The 14,645-nt window shown below is 67.6% G+C and carries 16 protein-coding genes and 2 tRNA genes; 6 read left to right on the forward strand and 12 right to left on the reverse strand.

Annotated features, from left to right (window positions below):
- Window positions 1–17: 17 nt before the first annotated feature.
- The 3 genes from EV645_RS21120 to EV645_RS21125 are packed head-to-tail and all read left to right on the forward strand — an operon-like array spanning window position 18 to window position 1,260.
- Window positions 18–602 carry a class I SAM-dependent methyltransferase gene (locus EV645_RS21120; RefSeq protein WP_130445696.1) on the forward strand — a complete coding sequence of 195 codons (585 nt, stop codon included), beginning with the start codon at window positions 18–20 and terminating at the stop codon, window positions 600–602.
- A complete protein-coding gene (locus EV645_RS41915; protein WP_157997120.1) occupies window positions 599–748 on the forward strand; it encodes a hypothetical protein in 150 nt (49 codons plus the stop codon). The genes EV645_RS21120 and EV645_RS41915 overlap by 4 nt, the downstream gene beginning before the upstream one ends.
- 20 nt (window positions 749–768) lie before the next feature.
- Complete coding sequence (locus EV645_RS21125; protein ID WP_130445697.1) at window positions 769–1,260, forward strand: hypothetical protein; 492 nt, start codon at window positions 769–771, stop codon at window positions 1,258–1,260.
- Here the strand turns inward: EV645_RS21125 and EV645_RS21130 are convergent.
- From EV645_RS21130 to EV645_RS21145, 4 genes are all read right to left on the reverse strand, one after another.
- A complete protein-coding gene (locus EV645_RS21130; protein WP_130445698.1) occupies window positions 1,240–2,199 on the reverse strand; it encodes an acetylxylan esterase in 960 nt (319 codons plus the stop codon). The genes EV645_RS21125 and EV645_RS21130 overlap by 21 nt on opposite strands.
- Before the next feature lie 4 nt (window positions 2,200–2,203).
- A complete protein-coding gene (locus EV645_RS21135; protein ID WP_130445699.1) occupies window positions 2,204–2,662 on the reverse strand; it encodes a hypothetical protein in 459 nt (152 codons plus the stop codon).
- A 34-nt stretch (window positions 2,663–2,696) separates the two neighbouring features.
- Window positions 2,697–3,656, reverse strand: coding sequence for a hypothetical protein (locus tag EV645_RS21140; RefSeq protein WP_130445700.1), 960 nt, complete (start codon window positions 3,654–3,656; stop codon window positions 2,697–2,699).
- Window positions 3,657–3,732: 76 nt separating this feature from the next.
- Window positions 3,733–5,313 carry an LCP family glycopolymer transferase gene (locus EV645_RS21145; protein ID WP_130445701.1) on the reverse strand — a complete coding sequence of 527 codons (1,581 nt, stop codon included), beginning with the start codon at window positions 5,311–5,313 and terminating at the stop codon, window positions 3,733–3,735.
- Window positions 5,314–5,578: 265 nt separating this feature from the next.
- Between EV645_RS21145 and EV645_RS21150 the strand changes: the two genes are divergently transcribed.
- Window positions 5,579–5,668: transfer RNA gene (locus EV645_RS21150), tRNA-Ser, on the forward strand.
- 161 nt (window positions 5,669–5,829) lie between these two features.
- On the opposite strand, the gene EV645_RS21155 is transcribed toward EV645_RS21150, so the two are convergent.
- Window positions 5,830–6,699, reverse strand: a complete 870-nt coding sequence (locus tag EV645_RS21155; RefSeq protein WP_130445702.1) for an LLM class flavin-dependent oxidoreductase — start codon at window positions 6,697–6,699, stop codon at window positions 5,830–5,832.
- Window positions 6,700–6,768: 69 nt separating this feature from the next.
- Here EV645_RS21155 and EV645_RS21160 point away from each other — a divergent pair, with 69 nt between their 5' ends.
- Window positions 6,769–7,425 carry a phosphoribosyltransferase gene (locus EV645_RS21160; RefSeq protein WP_130445703.1) on the forward strand — a complete coding sequence of 219 codons (657 nt, stop codon included), beginning with the start codon at window positions 6,769–6,771 and terminating at the stop codon, window positions 7,423–7,425.
- Window positions 7,426–7,483: 58 nt separating this feature from the next.
- Here EV645_RS21160 and EV645_RS21165 read toward each other — a convergent pair whose 3' ends face one another.
- The 4 genes from EV645_RS21165 to EV645_RS21180 form a co-directional block, all read right to left on the reverse strand.
- Window positions 7,484–9,373, reverse strand: coding sequence for a phosphoenolpyruvate carboxykinase (GTP) (locus EV645_RS21165; RefSeq protein WP_130445704.1), 1,890 nt, complete (start codon window positions 9,371–9,373; stop codon window positions 7,484–7,486).
- A gap of 324 nt (window positions 9,374–9,697) precedes the next feature.
- Window positions 9,698–10,906: a hypothetical protein gene (locus EV645_RS21170; protein WP_130445705.1), complete on the reverse strand. Its 1,209-nt coding sequence runs from the start codon at window positions 10,904–10,906 to the stop codon at window positions 9,698–9,700.
- Window positions 10,903–11,493: a hypothetical protein gene (locus tag EV645_RS21175; RefSeq protein WP_130445706.1), complete on the reverse strand. Its 591-nt coding sequence runs from the start codon at window positions 11,491–11,493 to the stop codon at window positions 10,903–10,905. Before EV645_RS21175 ends, EV645_RS21170 begins: the two co-directional genes overlap by 4 nt.
- A 374-nt stretch (window positions 11,494–11,867) precedes the next feature.
- Complete coding sequence (locus tag EV645_RS21180) at window positions 11,868–12,422, reverse strand: hypothetical protein (RefSeq protein WP_130445707.1); 555 nt, start codon at window positions 12,420–12,422, stop codon at window positions 11,868–11,870.
- Between the two features lie 109 nt (window positions 12,423–12,531).
- On the opposite strand from EV645_RS21180, the gene EV645_RS21185 reads away from it, so the two are divergent.
- A tRNA-Arg gene (locus tag EV645_RS21185) sits at window positions 12,532–12,604 on the forward strand.
- Between the two features lie 125 nt (window positions 12,605–12,729).
- On the opposite strand, the gene EV645_RS21190 is transcribed toward EV645_RS21185, so the two are convergent.
- The 3 genes from EV645_RS21190 to EV645_RS21200 are packed head-to-tail and all read right to left on the reverse strand — an operon-like array spanning window position 12,730 to window position 14,619.
- Window positions 12,730–13,137, reverse strand: coding sequence for an arsenate reductase ArsC (locus tag EV645_RS21190; protein ID WP_422386634.1), 408 nt, complete (start codon window positions 13,135–13,137; stop codon window positions 12,730–12,732).
- Window positions 13,134–13,874 (reverse strand): aquaporin, encoded by a 741-nt coding sequence (locus tag EV645_RS21195; protein ID WP_130445709.1) that lies wholly within the window; start codon window positions 13,872–13,874, stop codon window positions 13,134–13,136. Before EV645_RS21195 ends, EV645_RS21190 begins: the two co-directional genes overlap by 4 nt.
- Window positions 13,875–13,932: 58 nt before the next feature.
- Entirely contained in the window at window positions 13,933–14,619 is a 687-nt protein-coding gene (locus EV645_RS21200; RefSeq protein ID WP_130445710.1) for an arsenate reductase/protein-tyrosine-phosphatase family protein, read from the reverse strand.
- Between the last annotated feature and the right edge of the window lie 26 nt (window positions 14,620–14,645).

The following is a 14,645-nucleotide window of genomic DNA, read 5'->3' on the forward strand; positions in this document are numbered from 1 at the left end:
TCGGCGAGGATGGGCGGATGAGCCAGCGGTGGAACCACAACATCCACTACCACCCGCGCATTCTGGGTGCCGTCCCGCCTGGCGCCTCGTCCGCGCTGGACATCGGCTGTGGCGAGGGCATGCTGTCCCGCGAGCTGCGCCGCGTCGTACCAGCCGTCACCGGCATCGACCTCGATACGCCGAGCCTGGAGCTGGCGCGGGGGTACGACGACGACATCTCCTACGTCTGCGGCGACTTCTTGGACTACCCGCTCGAGCCGGCGTACGACGTCGTCGCCTCGGTCGCCACCCTGCACCACGTCGACGCCCGAGCAGGTCTGCTGCGAATGCGCTCGTTGGTGCGACCGGGTGGGGTGCTGGCCGTCGTCGGTCTGGCCCGTGAGTCGATGCCGCGCGACTTGCCTCTAGCGGTCGCCGCTGCCGCCGTCGGCACCGCGCACCGCGTCGTGAAGGGCCGCTGGGAACACCCATCACCCATCGTGTGGCCGCCGCCCGTCACCTACCCCGACATGCAGGCCCTGGCCGCCGAACTCCTCCCCGGCTCGACCTACCGCCGCCACCTCCTCTACCGCTACTCAATCCTCTGGAGCCGCCCAAAGTGACCGAGATCGTCACCCCTGACCGCGACCTACTCGCCCGCGCTGTCCACACGTTCCTGAAGACCGACGCCGACACCAACCTCTACGACTCCGCCGGTGGCGGTTTAGCCACCCAGGGCCCGACCGTCAACTACTGGTTCCTGCTGTAGTCGCTGCTTAGCCTGTGGTTGTGGACAAGGAGTGGGGGCGGGATCCAGAGGCAAGTGAGTGGTTGCCGCTGGATATCACGGGTGAGGCGCTGGCCAGCGAAGAGATGGATCGGATTCGGGCCCTGCTGGAGCCGTTGACGGCGTACGACGGCGGCATGCTGTGGGACTCCGAGACCGTAACGCTCACGGTGCAGATGACCACGGAGGATGCCCTCCAACAGGCCCGGCTCCTCCTGCTGGTCACGAACCCGACCTGGCTGCGTGTCCTGTTCGTCCAAGTCCAGTACTCCGGCGAGGAGCTGCAGGAGCTCTCCTCCCGCCTACTCGAACACCAGACCGCGTGGACCGGCACCACAGGCATCAGCGGCGGCGTCGACCACTACACCAACCGCCTCGTAATGCTGGTCGACCGCAACGACCCAGAAGCCGACACCCTGATCCAAGCCATCAACAACCTGGACGACCCAAGAATCACCCTGGAGGTCTACCGCTCAGAGTTTGGTGCCTATTAGTTGGTAGATGTCGTCGTGGGCGCCGGGGAGGTCGTCGTGGCCGAAGTCGGGGTAGAGGCGGGTTTCTTTGGGCGACTTGAGCTTGTTGTAGACGGCGAACTGGGTGGAGGGCGGGCAGACCTGGTCTTCCAGGCCGACGAAGAGCGTCACCTCGGCCTGGATGCGCGGGGCCAGGTTCTGTACGTCGATGTAGCCCAGCGTCGTGAACACCTCGTCCTGCCGCAGGTGCCGCGGGTCGCGCTTGCGGAACCACGTGACGATCTCGTCGTACGGGCCGGTCTCGAGGTTCAGATCCCACGTCCGCTGGTAGTCGCACAGGAACGGGAACACGCTCGCCGTGTACTTGATCGACGGCGTCAGCGCGGCCGCCACCAGCGACAACCCGCCGCCCTGGCTCCAACCGGTGGTCGCGATCCGCGAGGAATCCACCTCCGGCAGACCGCCGATCAGGTCGGCCAGCCGCCGCGTGTCCAGGAAGATGTGCTTGTACAGCAACCCGTCCGGCCCGGCGTCCAACCCGTGCACCAGGTGGTGCTGCAGCGAGAAGCTGTTGCTCTCCTGCGACGGAGTACGGAAACCCACCTGCTCCCGCACATCCAGCGCCGCGACCGTGAACCCGCGAGCCGCGTAGGGCAGGAGCTCGACCCACTTCGGCTGCTCACCGCCGTACCCGTGGAAGAGCAGCACTGCCGGCCCGGTCGGCTCAGCAGGCCGCAGCACCTTCGCGTGGACCCGGTACCCGCCGGTCCCGGTGAAGTACAGATGCTGGGCGGTCGCCGTGGTCAGCGGGAAGTCGGTCGCGTCCACGAACTCCGCGTCGGCAGGGACCTCGTCCAGGGACAACAGCGCCTTGTCCCAGAACTCGTCGAAGTCCGCGGGCCGCGGGTTCGTGCCCTGGTAGGTCAGTAGCTCGTCGTACGACAGCTCGAAGGAAAGCACCGGATCATTCTGCGCTGCCGGTGTCCTCCGGCACAGTCCCGTCCCAGATCGTGTACCCGTGCGCCGCGTTGAGCTTGTCCCGCAGCGTGGCCTCCAGCGACGGGACCTGCTTCGGCGCGAGCCAGGACAGCGGCAGCAGGATCGGATGGTCGGGCTGCTTGGTCCGCAGCACGATCGCCTCGCCGTGCGTGGTCTCCACCCGGCCGACCTCGGTGATGTCGGTCCAGGGCGTGCGTACGCCGCGAACCTCGACGTCGGAGTCCCGCAGCCGCGCGACCTTCGGCGGCCGGGCCAGGATCCACAGGCCGGCCAGCGTGATCACCCCGCCGAGCGAGACGAACACCGAGACCGCGACGGACGGCAGCCCCAGTGCCCACAGCACCGCGGCTACCCCGAGAATGATCAGCCCGGCGGCCAGGATCCCGAGGAACCGTCCCGACCGCATCCGGTACGTCGTACGCATCGACACAGGATCTCATCCGCCCGGGGTAATCACGTCAGAAGGATTCCGTCTCCGAGGACGAGGCGTTGCCGAGCGGGGTCTTGGCCAGGCTGATCGTCCAGTTGTACGACCCGTCGAAGATGTCGTCGAACTTCTGGTACGAGCAGTTCTCGGTGAACCGGTTGTTCTTCGCGTCCCAGCTCGTGCCCGACTTGAAGTAGACCCAGTAGTCCTGGCTGCGGATCCCGTTCAGCGTCGCGGTCTTGTTCGCCCGGACGTAGATCGACGCCTGCGGCTGCCGCGGGTTGCTGCCGGCGATCACGATCACCACGTCGTCGCCGGCGTTCTTGATCTCGAGCGAGCCCGATCCGCGCGAACCGGACCGCTGGAACACGTCGCCGTTCTCGCCCCGGCCGGCGATCACGGCCGGCTGGACGAGCTTCGGCGGCACCGACAGCGCGCCGAACTTCACACCTTTGCCGATCGACTTCTGCACGCTCTGCGCGAGCTCGGAGTACGCGAACCGCAGGCCGCTCTTCGCCTCGTACAGCCGGACCTCCAGCGACTTCGGGAACCCGCAGCCGGTCTTCGCGCCGCCGGCCCGGGTCAGCTCGGTGGCCACGTCCCCGGCGTACGCGTCGAAAGCATCGAGTACGGCGGGATGCGCCGTCACCAGGCCTTTCGGCGGAGCGATCTTCGCCAGCTCGCCGCGTTCGATGACGACCGACTTCGCGAGCAGGGCCCGGGACGCGTCGAAGGCGGCGATCGTCTGCGCGTTCATCACCCGGGCGACGGACGGCTTGAGCACCTTCTCGACATTCGTCAGCGCTCGCTGGTACATCGGCACCGAGAGCGCGACCGCGGTCGGAGTGGGCTTGGGCGCTGTCGACGTGGGCGGTGCGCTGGTCTTCGTCGTACCGCCGGCCGGTGGCGCGACAGCCTTGTCCGGCTCACTGCTGCAGCCCGCACAGGTCAGAACTGCAGCTCCGACCACAACCGCCAGCGAACGCCTCACAGTCACCCCCAGGTGTGACTCGATCTCGTTGAGTCGTAATGATTCCGCCGCTGGGGTTCAACCAACCGAATTTGTCTCAGTTTCCGGTCTGGCTCGGGTTGTAGGCGCACGCGTCGTTCAGGTTCTCCGCCGTCCCCGGGGTGGTCGGGGTGGTCTTGGTCGGCGTCGGCTTCTTCGTCGTCCCGCTGGTCGGCTTCTTGGTCGGCTTGACCGTCGGGGTCGAGGCGACCGGCGTGGTCTGCGCGCTGAGGGCCTTCTGGATGATCTCGCGCATCGCCGAGTAGTTCGGGTTCTGGCCGGTCGGGAAGTTCTTGCTCTTGTCCAGGTCGATGTTGGTGACCTTGGCGTTCTTCACCTTCAGCGCGAGCTGCGTGAAGGCCCCCAAGATGTCCAGCGGGATGTCGGTCCGCAGCAGCTGCTTACCGGCCTTCGCGATCTGCTGGTACGACGTCACCAGCGCCTGCGGGTTCGCGCTGCTGACCAGCGCGTGGATCGTGCAGCGCTGCCGCTCCTGCCGCGACGGGTCGCTCAGCCCGTACCGGCCGCGGGCGAACCACAGCGCGTGGTACCCGTCGAGCTTCTGGTTCGGCCCCGGCTCGATGTAGCCGCTCGGCTTCTTCTCGCTGTTCGACCCCGGCCCCTCGCCGTAGTCGCCACCGATCGGCACCCGGTAGTTCACGTTCACCGTGATGCCGCCCAGCGCGTCGATGATCTGCCGGAAACCGGCCAGGTTGACCTGCATGTAGTAGTCGATGTCCAGGCCGAGCGCCGCACTCGCGGCCAGCTTCACCACATCGGCGCCCATGTTGTCGGTCTGGCCCAGCACCCCGGGATGCGCCTTCGGGATGTTGTCGTACATCGAGTCCAGGTAGTACTCCGGCTGCTCGGCCGGACCGTTCGGGTCGTAGAACCCGTCCGGGTAGATCTTGTGCAGCGGCGAGTCCTCCGGGAACGGCATCCGCATCCAGTTGCGGCTCAGCGAGATCAGCGCGGTGTCACCGGTCTTGGTGTCGATCGAGGCAACGATCACCGTGTCGGTCCGCACGCCGGTCCGGCCCACGCCGTCGTCGGCGCCCAGCAGCAGCAGGTTCAGCCGCGGGGTGTTCGCCCACGGGTCCTTCGCGTTGCTCACCTTCGGCCGGGTCGCGCTCTTCGAATTGCCCTCGGACTGGAACACGCTGCCGACCAGGTCGCGCTGCGCCATCACGGTCTGCGCCGCGACGGTCGTCGGTACGGCGATCCCGAAACACAGCAACCCGACGAACAGCGAGCCCGCCAGCCGGCCCGTGTACGTCATGCTGACCGGGCGGATCAACTTGTGGGACGCGACCACGACCCAGATCCACAGGCCGCCGAGCAGTACGACGGCGCCGGTCGCGATCAGCAACTGCCGCGGCGACACCGCGAGCGCAAGCACCGAGTCGCGCTGCGTGAGACCGACGTACGCCGCGATCAGCAGCAGGCCGACGCTGATCGTCAGCACGAACGCGCCGAGCTTCTTCCGGCCGCCCATCAAGAGGCCGGAACCCGGCACCAGGGCGCTGAGCAGGGTCAGGCCGATCGCCTTCGAGGCCGTCCTGGTCCGGTGCGAACGAGCCCGGGACCGGCTGGCACGAGGCGCTGCCCTCCGACCGGCTGCGCGAGTACTCCGCGACATAGCTCCGTTCCCTGATCGACGACGTGGCGACCCATCCGTGCGCCGCACGCAGCGGCCCACGGTACTTCAGACGCCCACCACACCAAGTTGGTTGACGCGTGATGCTGGCGACCCCCGTCGATGTCGCCACATTACAGGGGCCCTGGGCTACTGCCCCAACGTGAGGCCCTCGCCACCGAGAGTGTCGACCCACCCGCTTTGCCGCCGGACCGGTCGAGCAGATAGTCTTGGCCGTCGTCGTGTCCCCCACGTGGGGATCGTCGGAGGAGGCGTCGCCTAGTCCGGTCGATGGCGCCCGCCTGCTAAGCGGGTTGAGGGTAATCCCCTCTCGCGGGTTCAAATCCCGCCGCCTCCGCTCTGGGAGCTCCCTGTCTGCAGAAAGCGCAGACGGGGAGCTCCGGCCTTTTCTGGGGGTGCAACCCCCAGGCCCCGCCCGGAGGGCTCCGCCCCCGGACCCCCGGATTGCGTTCCCCGTGCGGGGCCCCCGGGGTTCTTGCTTGGCTGGCCTTGTTGTTATTAGGCCTTTGCTTGTGCGATTTGCTCGACCGTTTGTGGGGTCATTGGTTCTGGGGAGATGATCAGGTGTTCCACGCCTAGTTTTTCGTAGGCCGTGATTGCTTCTGGCAGGTCTTTTACCGGGATTGCGTTGGGGCTTGGTTCGGCTACTGGTTGGTCTGGGTCTCGGACGATGATGCCTGCGGTGGCGGTTACTGAGCTGCCTGCTGCTTCTGTTGCTTGGCGGAGGGTTTCCAGGCGCTCCTCGAGCTTTTCGTTGGGGGTGCCGTACCAGGCGGTGTTGTACAGGTCGGCCCATTGGGCGGTCAGGCGCATCATGCGGGGGCGGTGGCCGGCGATGAGAATCGGGATGCGGTGGGGTGGGGCCGGGTCTAGGTTTGCGTCCTTCACCTTGTAATAGGTGCCTTCGTAGGTGACTGTCTCTCCGCGCACCATTCTCGCGACGATTTCGAGCCATTCCTCGAAACGGCCTACGCGGTGATCGGTCGGCAGGCCGAATGCTTCGTATTCGGGGTCGTGCCAGCCGGCGCCTACGCCGAGGATTAGTCTTCCGGCGGATACCTCGTCGAGGGTTGCGGCCATTTTGGCGGTTAGACCGGGGTCTCGGAATGACGCGCACAGGACCATGTTTCCGAGTTCTACCCGGGAGGTGACCGCGGCTACCGCGGTCAGGAGGGTCCAGGACTCGTGCATGCCGTAGATCTGGTCCTGGGGGTCGCGGTAGAGGAAGTGGTCGGCGATCCAGACCGAATCCAGTCCGCCTTGCTCGGCCGCCTCGGCTACTGCTCGGACGTCGTTCCAGGTCGGCATGCCGCCGTTGGGGCCGTCTCCTGCGCCGAGGGGGAGCATCACACCGATTTTCATGCCCATGGTGCTACTCCTCCGGCTCGCGCGGTCTCAGGGATTCGCATGGGGTCAACGTAGTTGGATCATGGCGGGATGAGGAGGCCGTATTTCGATCGGACGGCTGCGGGCGAGGCGCTGGCCGACGAGCTCGGACAGGTTGCCGGTTCGGTCCTGGTGCTCGGGCTTGCGCGCGGCGGCATACCGGTCGCGGCGCCGGTCGCGGATGCCCTCGGCGCGGAGCTCGACGTGTTGATCGTGCGCAAGCTGGGGTTGCCGGGGCAGCCGGAGCTGGCGATGGGCGCGATCGCGGGCGTCGGCGAGGAATTGCATGTCGTGCGCAACGAGCAGATCGCGCGGGACGTCGACGCGGCCGCGATGGACGAGGTACGACGGCGCGAGGTCCTCGAGCTGCGCCGGCGCGAATCGGCGTACCGCGGGGATCGGCCGCCGATCGACGTACGGGATCGGGTGGTGATCCTCGTCGACGACGGGCTGGCTACCGGCTCGACAATGCGAGCAGCGGTGGAAGCGGTACGCCGTCAGCGGCCGGCGCGCGTGATCGTCGCCGTACCGGTGGGAGGTGTGGAGAGCTGCCGGCGGCTGGCGAGGATCGCTGATCAGGTGGTGTGCGTGTGGATCCCGCGGTACTTCAACGCGGTCGGGCAGGCGTACCGCGACTTCTCGTCGGTGAGCGACGACGAGGTCCAGCGGGTGCTGGCCGAAAGTACAGCGCGGCGCCCCGGCAGGTGATCCGGGGCACCGCGCTGTCGGTCCGGCCGCCGGCTTCCGACTCGGCGGCCAGAGTCCATCAGCCCAGCCGGGCCTTCAGGTTGTCCAGCTCGACCTTGAGCTCGGTCGGGACGGTGTCGCCGAGCTTGGCGAACCACTCCTCGATCAGCGGGATCTCGGCCTTCCACTCCTCGGCGTCGACGTCGAGCGCGATCTCGAGGTCCTGCGCGGTCATGTCCAGCCCGGCAACGTCGAGCGCGTCGGCGGCCGGCACCCGGCCGATCGGCGTCTCGATCGCGTCGGCCTGGCCCTCGATCCGGTCGATGACCCACTTCAGCACGCGGCTGTTCTCACCGAAGCCCGGCCAGACGAACTTGCCCGCCTCGTCCTTGCGGAACCAGTTCACGTAGAAGATCTTCGGCAGCTGGGCGGCGTCGTGCTGCTTGCCGACGGTCAGCCAGTGGTCGAAGTACTGCCCGGCGTCGTACCCGAGGAACGGCAGCATCGCCATCGGGTCGCGCCGTACGACGCCGACCTGGCCGACCGCGGCCGCGGTGGTCTCGGACGACAGCGTCGCGCCCATGAACACCCCGTGCGCCCAGTCGCGCGACTCGGTCACCAGCGGGACCGTGGTGGCGCGACGGCCGCCGAAGATGATCGCGGAGATCGGTACGCCGTTCGGGTCGTCGTACTCGTCGGCGATGATCGGGCACTGCTTGATCGGCGTGCAGAACCGGCTGTTCGGGTGGCTCGACAGCTCGCCGTTGTCCGGCGTCCACTCGCGGCCCTTCCAGTCGGTCAGGTGGTCCGGCGGGGTCGGCGAGTAGCCCTCCCACCAGACATCGCCGTCGTCGGTCAGCGCGACGTTGGTGAAGACCGAGTTGCCCTTCTCGATCGTGCGCATCGCGTTCGGGTTCGTCTTCCAACCGGTGCCGGGGGCAACACCGAACAGGCCGAACTCCGGGTTCACGGCGTACAGCCGGCCGTCCTTGCCGAACCGCATCCAGGCGATGTCGTCGCCGAGCGTCTCGACCTCCCAGCCCTCCAGCGTCGGATCGAGCATCGCCAGGTTGGTCTTGCCGCAGGCGCTCGGGAACGCGGCCGCGACGTAATGCACCTTCTTCTCCGGCGAGATCAGCTTCAGGATCAGCATGTGCTCGGCCAGCCAGCCTTCGTCGCGGGCCATCGCGGACGCGATCCGCAGCGAGTAGCACTTCTTGCCCAGCAGCGAGTTACCGCCGTACCCGGAGCCGTAGGACCAGATCGCCCGCTCCTCGGGGAACTGCACGATGTACTTCTCGTCGTTGCACGGCCACGGCACGTCCTTCTGGCCCGGCTCGAGCGGTGCGCCGACCGAGTGCAGGCAGGGCACGTACGGCGCGTCCTCGCCGAGCTTTGTCAGTACCTCGGCGCCGGTGCGGCACATGATGCGCATCGACGCGACGACGTACGCCGAGTCGGTGATCTCGACACCGAACATCGGCTTCTCGGCCGTCAGCGGGCCCATGCAGAATGGGACGACGTACATCGTCCGGCCGCGCATCGAGCCGCGGTACAGCTCCGTCATCAGCGCCTTCATCTGCGCCGGGTCCATCCAGTTGTTGGTCGGACCGGCGTCCTTCTCCTCCGCGGAGCAGATGAACGTGCGCTGCTCGACCCGCGCGACGTCACTCGGATCCGTGCGAACCCAGAACGAGTTCGGCTTCTTCTCCTCGTTCAGCCGGACCATCGTGCCGGCCGCGATCAGCTCGTTCGTCAGCGTCGCGTACTCCGCGTCCGACCCGTCGACCCAGTGGATCCGGTCGGGCTGGGTGAGCTCGGCGACCTCGGCCACCCAGTTGAGCAGGCCGGCGTGCTGCGTCGGGGCCGTGGTCAGGTCGTACGGCGTCGGATTTTCGCCGGGGAGGGGGTCCTTGGTGGCTGCTGAGGTGGCGGTCTCGGTATGGGTCGGGCTGGCGGTCGTCGTCATTCGCGGCTCATTCCCTCTCGGCTGTCGGGCCCGGCGACGTTCGGCCCCTCGACGCTGAAAGGCGGGTACGGCGTCCGGCCGCCGGGGTCTCCGGCGGTTCGATGCAGCTGGCTGGCGGTGTAGTCGCTCGCATACCAGTGCGTCCAGTGGACGTATACCAGTGTGCAAGTGGTACTACGGTACGCGAACGACCCCGGGGCTGTGAACCGCTAGAACGTGAACCCGGTCACAAAGTTTCCGCGACAATCGCTTTCCGGTGGAGCTTGTGAAAATGAGAACGGCCCGCGCTGTTCGCGCGGGCCGTTCAGCAGATTTTGCGGTCGATCAACTGGTCTGGCGCCAGATGTCGTTGACGACCCGCTGGACGTCCGGCGCCTCGGCCACCTGTCCGTAGACCATCGCGCCGACGAGCCACCACTGCCCGCCGCTCAGGAACGCGTGCGTCATCGTGATCGTGTACGGCGCCTTGGTCGACACCGTCAGCCAGGTCCGCGCGTCCTTCGCAGTCGCCGGCGCGGTCGTCTTGTAGATCTTCGTCCACAGCTGGTCGAACGAGGGCCGGTCGGCCAGGCACTGCGCCAGACTCACGCACGGGTGCAGCGCGACCTGCGCCTGGAACGAGTTCTTCAGGCCGTTCGCCGGGTCGTACTCGGTCGCGGTGACGACCTTCCGCAGGATCAGCTGCGAGGACTCACCCAGCCGGATCACCTGCGGCGGCCGCGGCCAGCCGATCGCGAACGGCAGCTCGGCGTTCGCGACGACCTGGAGATCCGCGCCGGCGGCGTACGTCGCGCCGAACAGGCCGGGCGATCCGTCGGGACGTTTGTACGGCGCTGTCGTGACAATGTTGATCGGCGGGATCAGGACCTTGGCCGGGATCGCCTCCGGGCTGACCGCGGGCGCCGCGACCTCGACCGGATCGTCCTTCTTCACGGCGCTGCCGATCGCGGAGCCGATCGAATACGTGATGCTGAAGACGATCAGGACGACGACCGCCACGACGGCGTAGATCCAGGAGCCGATCTTGCGGCTGTACTGGCGGGCGACGTCGATCTTCGACTGCTCGGTCTCGGCCTGTGTCTGCGGTTGCTGTGTCTGCGGTTGGTGCGGGCGGTCGGCGTAGGACGGGATGCTGTCTGCTTGCGGGAGGTCCGGTGGCATTGCGCCGTACCCGCTGAGTTGCCGGCGGATCGCCTGCAGGGACACGTCGTCGTTCCCGATGATCCCGTCGAGCGGGTCGATCAGCCGCTCCGCGCCGGTCTGCCCGGGGATCAGCTGGGTGATCGCGTACGGGCGGCTGGAGTTGAAGTTGGCCGCCCAGAGCGGGGTCTCCTGCTGGCCCGGCACCAGCGCGGCGTCGCGGCTCGCGCGGGTCAGTCGCTCCACGACTGTCTCGTCGCGCGCGCCGTCCTCGCTCAGCACGAGCGCGATGATCTCCATGCCGGTGAACGTGCGGCCGTGCCACAACTCGGCGAGCGGGTGCTGGAGCAGTCGCTGATCCAGCTGATAGCCGGGGATCTCCGGCGTACTCACTTGCTCTCCCAGATGGCGCGGTCCGCCAGCGCCAACGCTGCCTTCTGCGCCACGTCCGCTTCCACCGGGTTGGCTGTGTAGTCCACCTGTACGACGATGTCGGCGCGCTGCACGAGCACGTGTACGGCCCACGATTCGCCGGCCATGCCGCTAGGGGTGTGGCTGAACTTGGTCGGGTACGGGCGGTCCTCGTTGAGTGTCTTCATCGGCGATCGCGTGAAGACCTTCTTCGCGGTCTGCGTCGGCGTGAACGGTTTGTTCCCGGCGCCGGCGTCCTGCCCGCCGTACGGCGTGATGCTGACCTTCACGCTCGCGGCCGTGAACGCGCGGACCTTCGCCCGGGAGCTGCCCGCCTCGCAGGTGATCGTCGTACTCCCAACCTGCGTCATCGTCACCGGCCCACTCGATGCCTTAGGCAACAGGCTCGAGACGTCCCCGATCCGCGCACACAAGTCCGACGGCATCGTCCGCGCCGCCACGATGTCCGCGGGCGTCACCGGCTCGCCGACCGCCCACCCGATCCCCCCACCCGCAATCGCAGCCACCCCACACCCGATCGCCGTACCCCGCACCAGTCGACTACCCATGCCCGCGACCTTAACCACGCGGAGGTCCTCCCTAACCGATCAGGCAACCACCCTTAGACGCAAACCGCCCAAGCCCGGTTCCAGCGGGTCAGCTGGTGATGTGTTCCCCACGCATGCGCTACGCGCGGTTTGCAGCTATCGCCACGTCGGCTGCCGCCTGGCGGCGTGTGCTCCTGCTGGGCGAGCTGGCTGTGGCGGCCTGCCGTCGCTCGTCCATCACGTGTCCCGTGGAGCCGCGTCTGCCTGCACATGGTTGCCAACGGCACCCGACCGCCCGGCCGGCCTGACAGCGGGATCAGCCCGGTGGTAGGCCGTCGTACGGGAACCTCACAGGCGCTCCGTCGTACGGGAACCGCGCCCCGGCGTACGCCCGACTAACTCAGCAGCGTCTTCACCGACCCGCCGGACTCGGTGAGCTTTGTGCCCAGGCCCTTCAGCGCATCCCCGACCGTGCCGAGGATGTCCGACAGGTCCCGCAGATTGCCGGCCAGGCTCTCGACCTCGGTCGCCACCGCGCCGATCTGCCCGCTCCCGTCGTTCAGCTTCTTCGCCGCTGCATCCCCGATCCCAGGGATCTTGTCCAGCTCGCCCGCCAGCCCGGCCAGCATCCCGGACGCGTCCTTCAGCCGGTCCTTGGCGGCGTTCATCGTGCCCGCGCTCCCGGTCAGCGCCTTCCGGGCGCCGCCTTCGCCGTCGTCCCCGACCAGCGCCCCGGCCGCCTTCGCCGCCTGCTCACCGGCCTCCGCCAGCCCGGTCCCGATCGTCTTCAGCAGCTCCGGCAACTGCCCGATGAACCCGACCGCCCCGTCCGGCAACCCCCGCACGAGCTCGAGCACCTTCTGGAAGTCGTCCGAGTTCTCCATCACGAACCCGACCGCCTTCTTCACGTCCCCGAGATCCCGCCCGCCCAGCAAATCCTCGATACCCATGCGCGGATCGTAGGGCTCAAAACCCCCGCTGTACCCGACACCGCGCCGCCCTCCAGAGCCGATTGGCCTACACCCACCCCCTCCATGTATCGTTACTCGACGTTGTCCAGCGCTCGTAGCTCAACGGATAGAGCATCTGACTACGGATCAGAAGGTTGGGGGTTCGAATCCCTCCGAGCGCGCAAATCGAAGGCCCAGGCAGACACTCTCTGACCTGGGCTTTTGTGTGTCCGGGGGCAACAGCAGAGAGGGCGGCTGTCGTGCTTGCCGCCCCAGGGTCAGTTCGCTGGTCTGGGCTTTTGGGCGTTCAGGGGTGGCTGACCCGGAGTTCGTCGAGGAGGGTTTCGATGTGGGTGCGGATTTCGTCGCGGACTTGGCGGACGACCTCGATGGGTTGGCCCGCCGGGTCGGTGAGTTTCCAGTCTTCGTAGCGTTTGCCGGGGAAGAAGGGGCAGGCGTCGCCGCAGCCCATTGTGATCACGACGTCGCTGGCCTGTACGTCGTCGATCGACAGGAGGCGCGGTGTGTTCGCGGTGATGTCGATGCCGACCTCGCGCATTGCCTCGACGGCGACGGGGTTGATCTGGTTGCCGGGTTCGGAGCCTGCTGACAGTACGTCGACCTCGTTGCCGGCCAGGGAACGGAGCCAGCCGGCAGCCATCTGGGAGCGGCCGGCGTTGTGGACGCAGACGAAGAGGACGGTGGGTTTGCTCACGAGGATGCTCCTGCGGTCGTGTGAGGTGTGACGACGTCGTCGGCGGCTTTGCCTGCGTCGGGGTAGAGGACCGCGACTGCGCCTGCGCCGAGGACGGCCCCGAGGATCTGGAAGGCGATGAAGCCGGGGACGGATCCGGGCGCGATGCCGGCGAACGTGTCGCTGAAGGCGCGTCCGATGGTGACCGCCGGGTTGGCGAACGAGGTCGAGGACGTGAACCAGTACGCCGCACCGATGTACGCGCCGACCGCGGCAGGCGCCAACGCGGCGCGGCCGGTCCGGGCGAGCGCGAAGATCAGCAGGATCAGGCCGGCGGTGGCGACGGTCTCGCCGATGTAGAGGTGGCCGGTGGATCTGTGCGTGGTCGACCAGGACACGGCGGTTTCGCCGTACATGAGGTTCGCCAGGATCGCCCCGAGGACGCCGCCGCCGACCTGGGCCGGGAGGTAGGCGACCAGGTCACGCGCGGTGAGTCCAGTCCCGGAACGTTGGCCGAACCACCAGTCGACAAGGGACACGACAGGATTGAAGTGCGCACCGGAGACCGGCCCGAACATCAGGATCAGTACGGCGAGCCCGAGCGCGGTCGCGAAGGAGTTCTCCAGCAGCTGTAACCCTGTGTCGCTCGGCGAGAGCTTGGCGGCCGCAATCCCGGAGCCGACCACCACCGTCACGAGCAGTCCAGTGCCAAGTCCTTCGGCGAGAGCGCGGCGCCAGAGCGGCTGTGCGTGGCTCATCCGCGACTCACCAGTACGGCGATAAACCGGTCGTCGCGAGGTGGGCAAGCTACTTCGGTCATCGCTTGCTCCTGGTGGTGAGTGCCGGTGCGAGCCGGTCGATGCGGTCGGCGAGTTCGGCGTACGCGGCTTCGAAGGCTGCGTCGGTGTCGATCGGCGCCGGGTCGGGGATGGACCAGTGCAGCTGCGGTCGTTGGCTGCTGGGCAGGTGTTCGTGGGCGTTGTCGCAGACGGCGATGAGAAGGTCATTGCCCTTCGCAACTTCGCGGAGGTGGCTCGTGTGCCAGCCGGAGGGGTCGAGGCCGTGGCGGCGCGCGACCTTGATCGCCCGGGGGTGTACGCGCTCGGCAGGTTCGGTGCCGGCGGAGACAGCCGGTACATGGCTGCGTCGGGACCAGATCGCTGCGGCCAACTGAGACCGGGCCGAGTTCTGCGTGCAGACGAACACGACACGCTTCGCGGCGATCAGCGCGGGTGTGGCGATCGCGGCCAGCGCGTCCGGTTCGAGCCGGACATAGGTACGTCGTCGGTCGCCCTCGGAGCGTGTTCGTACGACGAGGCCGGCGTCTTCGAGCACCTTGAGGTGATGCGCGACGAGATTCGTCGGCAGGTCCAGGGCGGCCCCGAGCTCACCGGGCGCGGCATCGCCTGCAACCAGGGTGTCGACGATCGCCAGCCGCGCCGGATCGCCGAGCGCCGCGTGGATGCGGGCTCGCTGTCCCCGGGTGAATCGCTCAGTGTTCATTGACTCAATAATCACTGAGCTACTGC

Origin of the sequence: Kribbella rubisoli (assembly GCF_004217145.1) — a bacterium.
Lineage (GTDB): Bacteria > Actinomycetota > Actinomycetes > Propionibacteriales > Kribbellaceae > Kribbella > Kribbella rubisoli.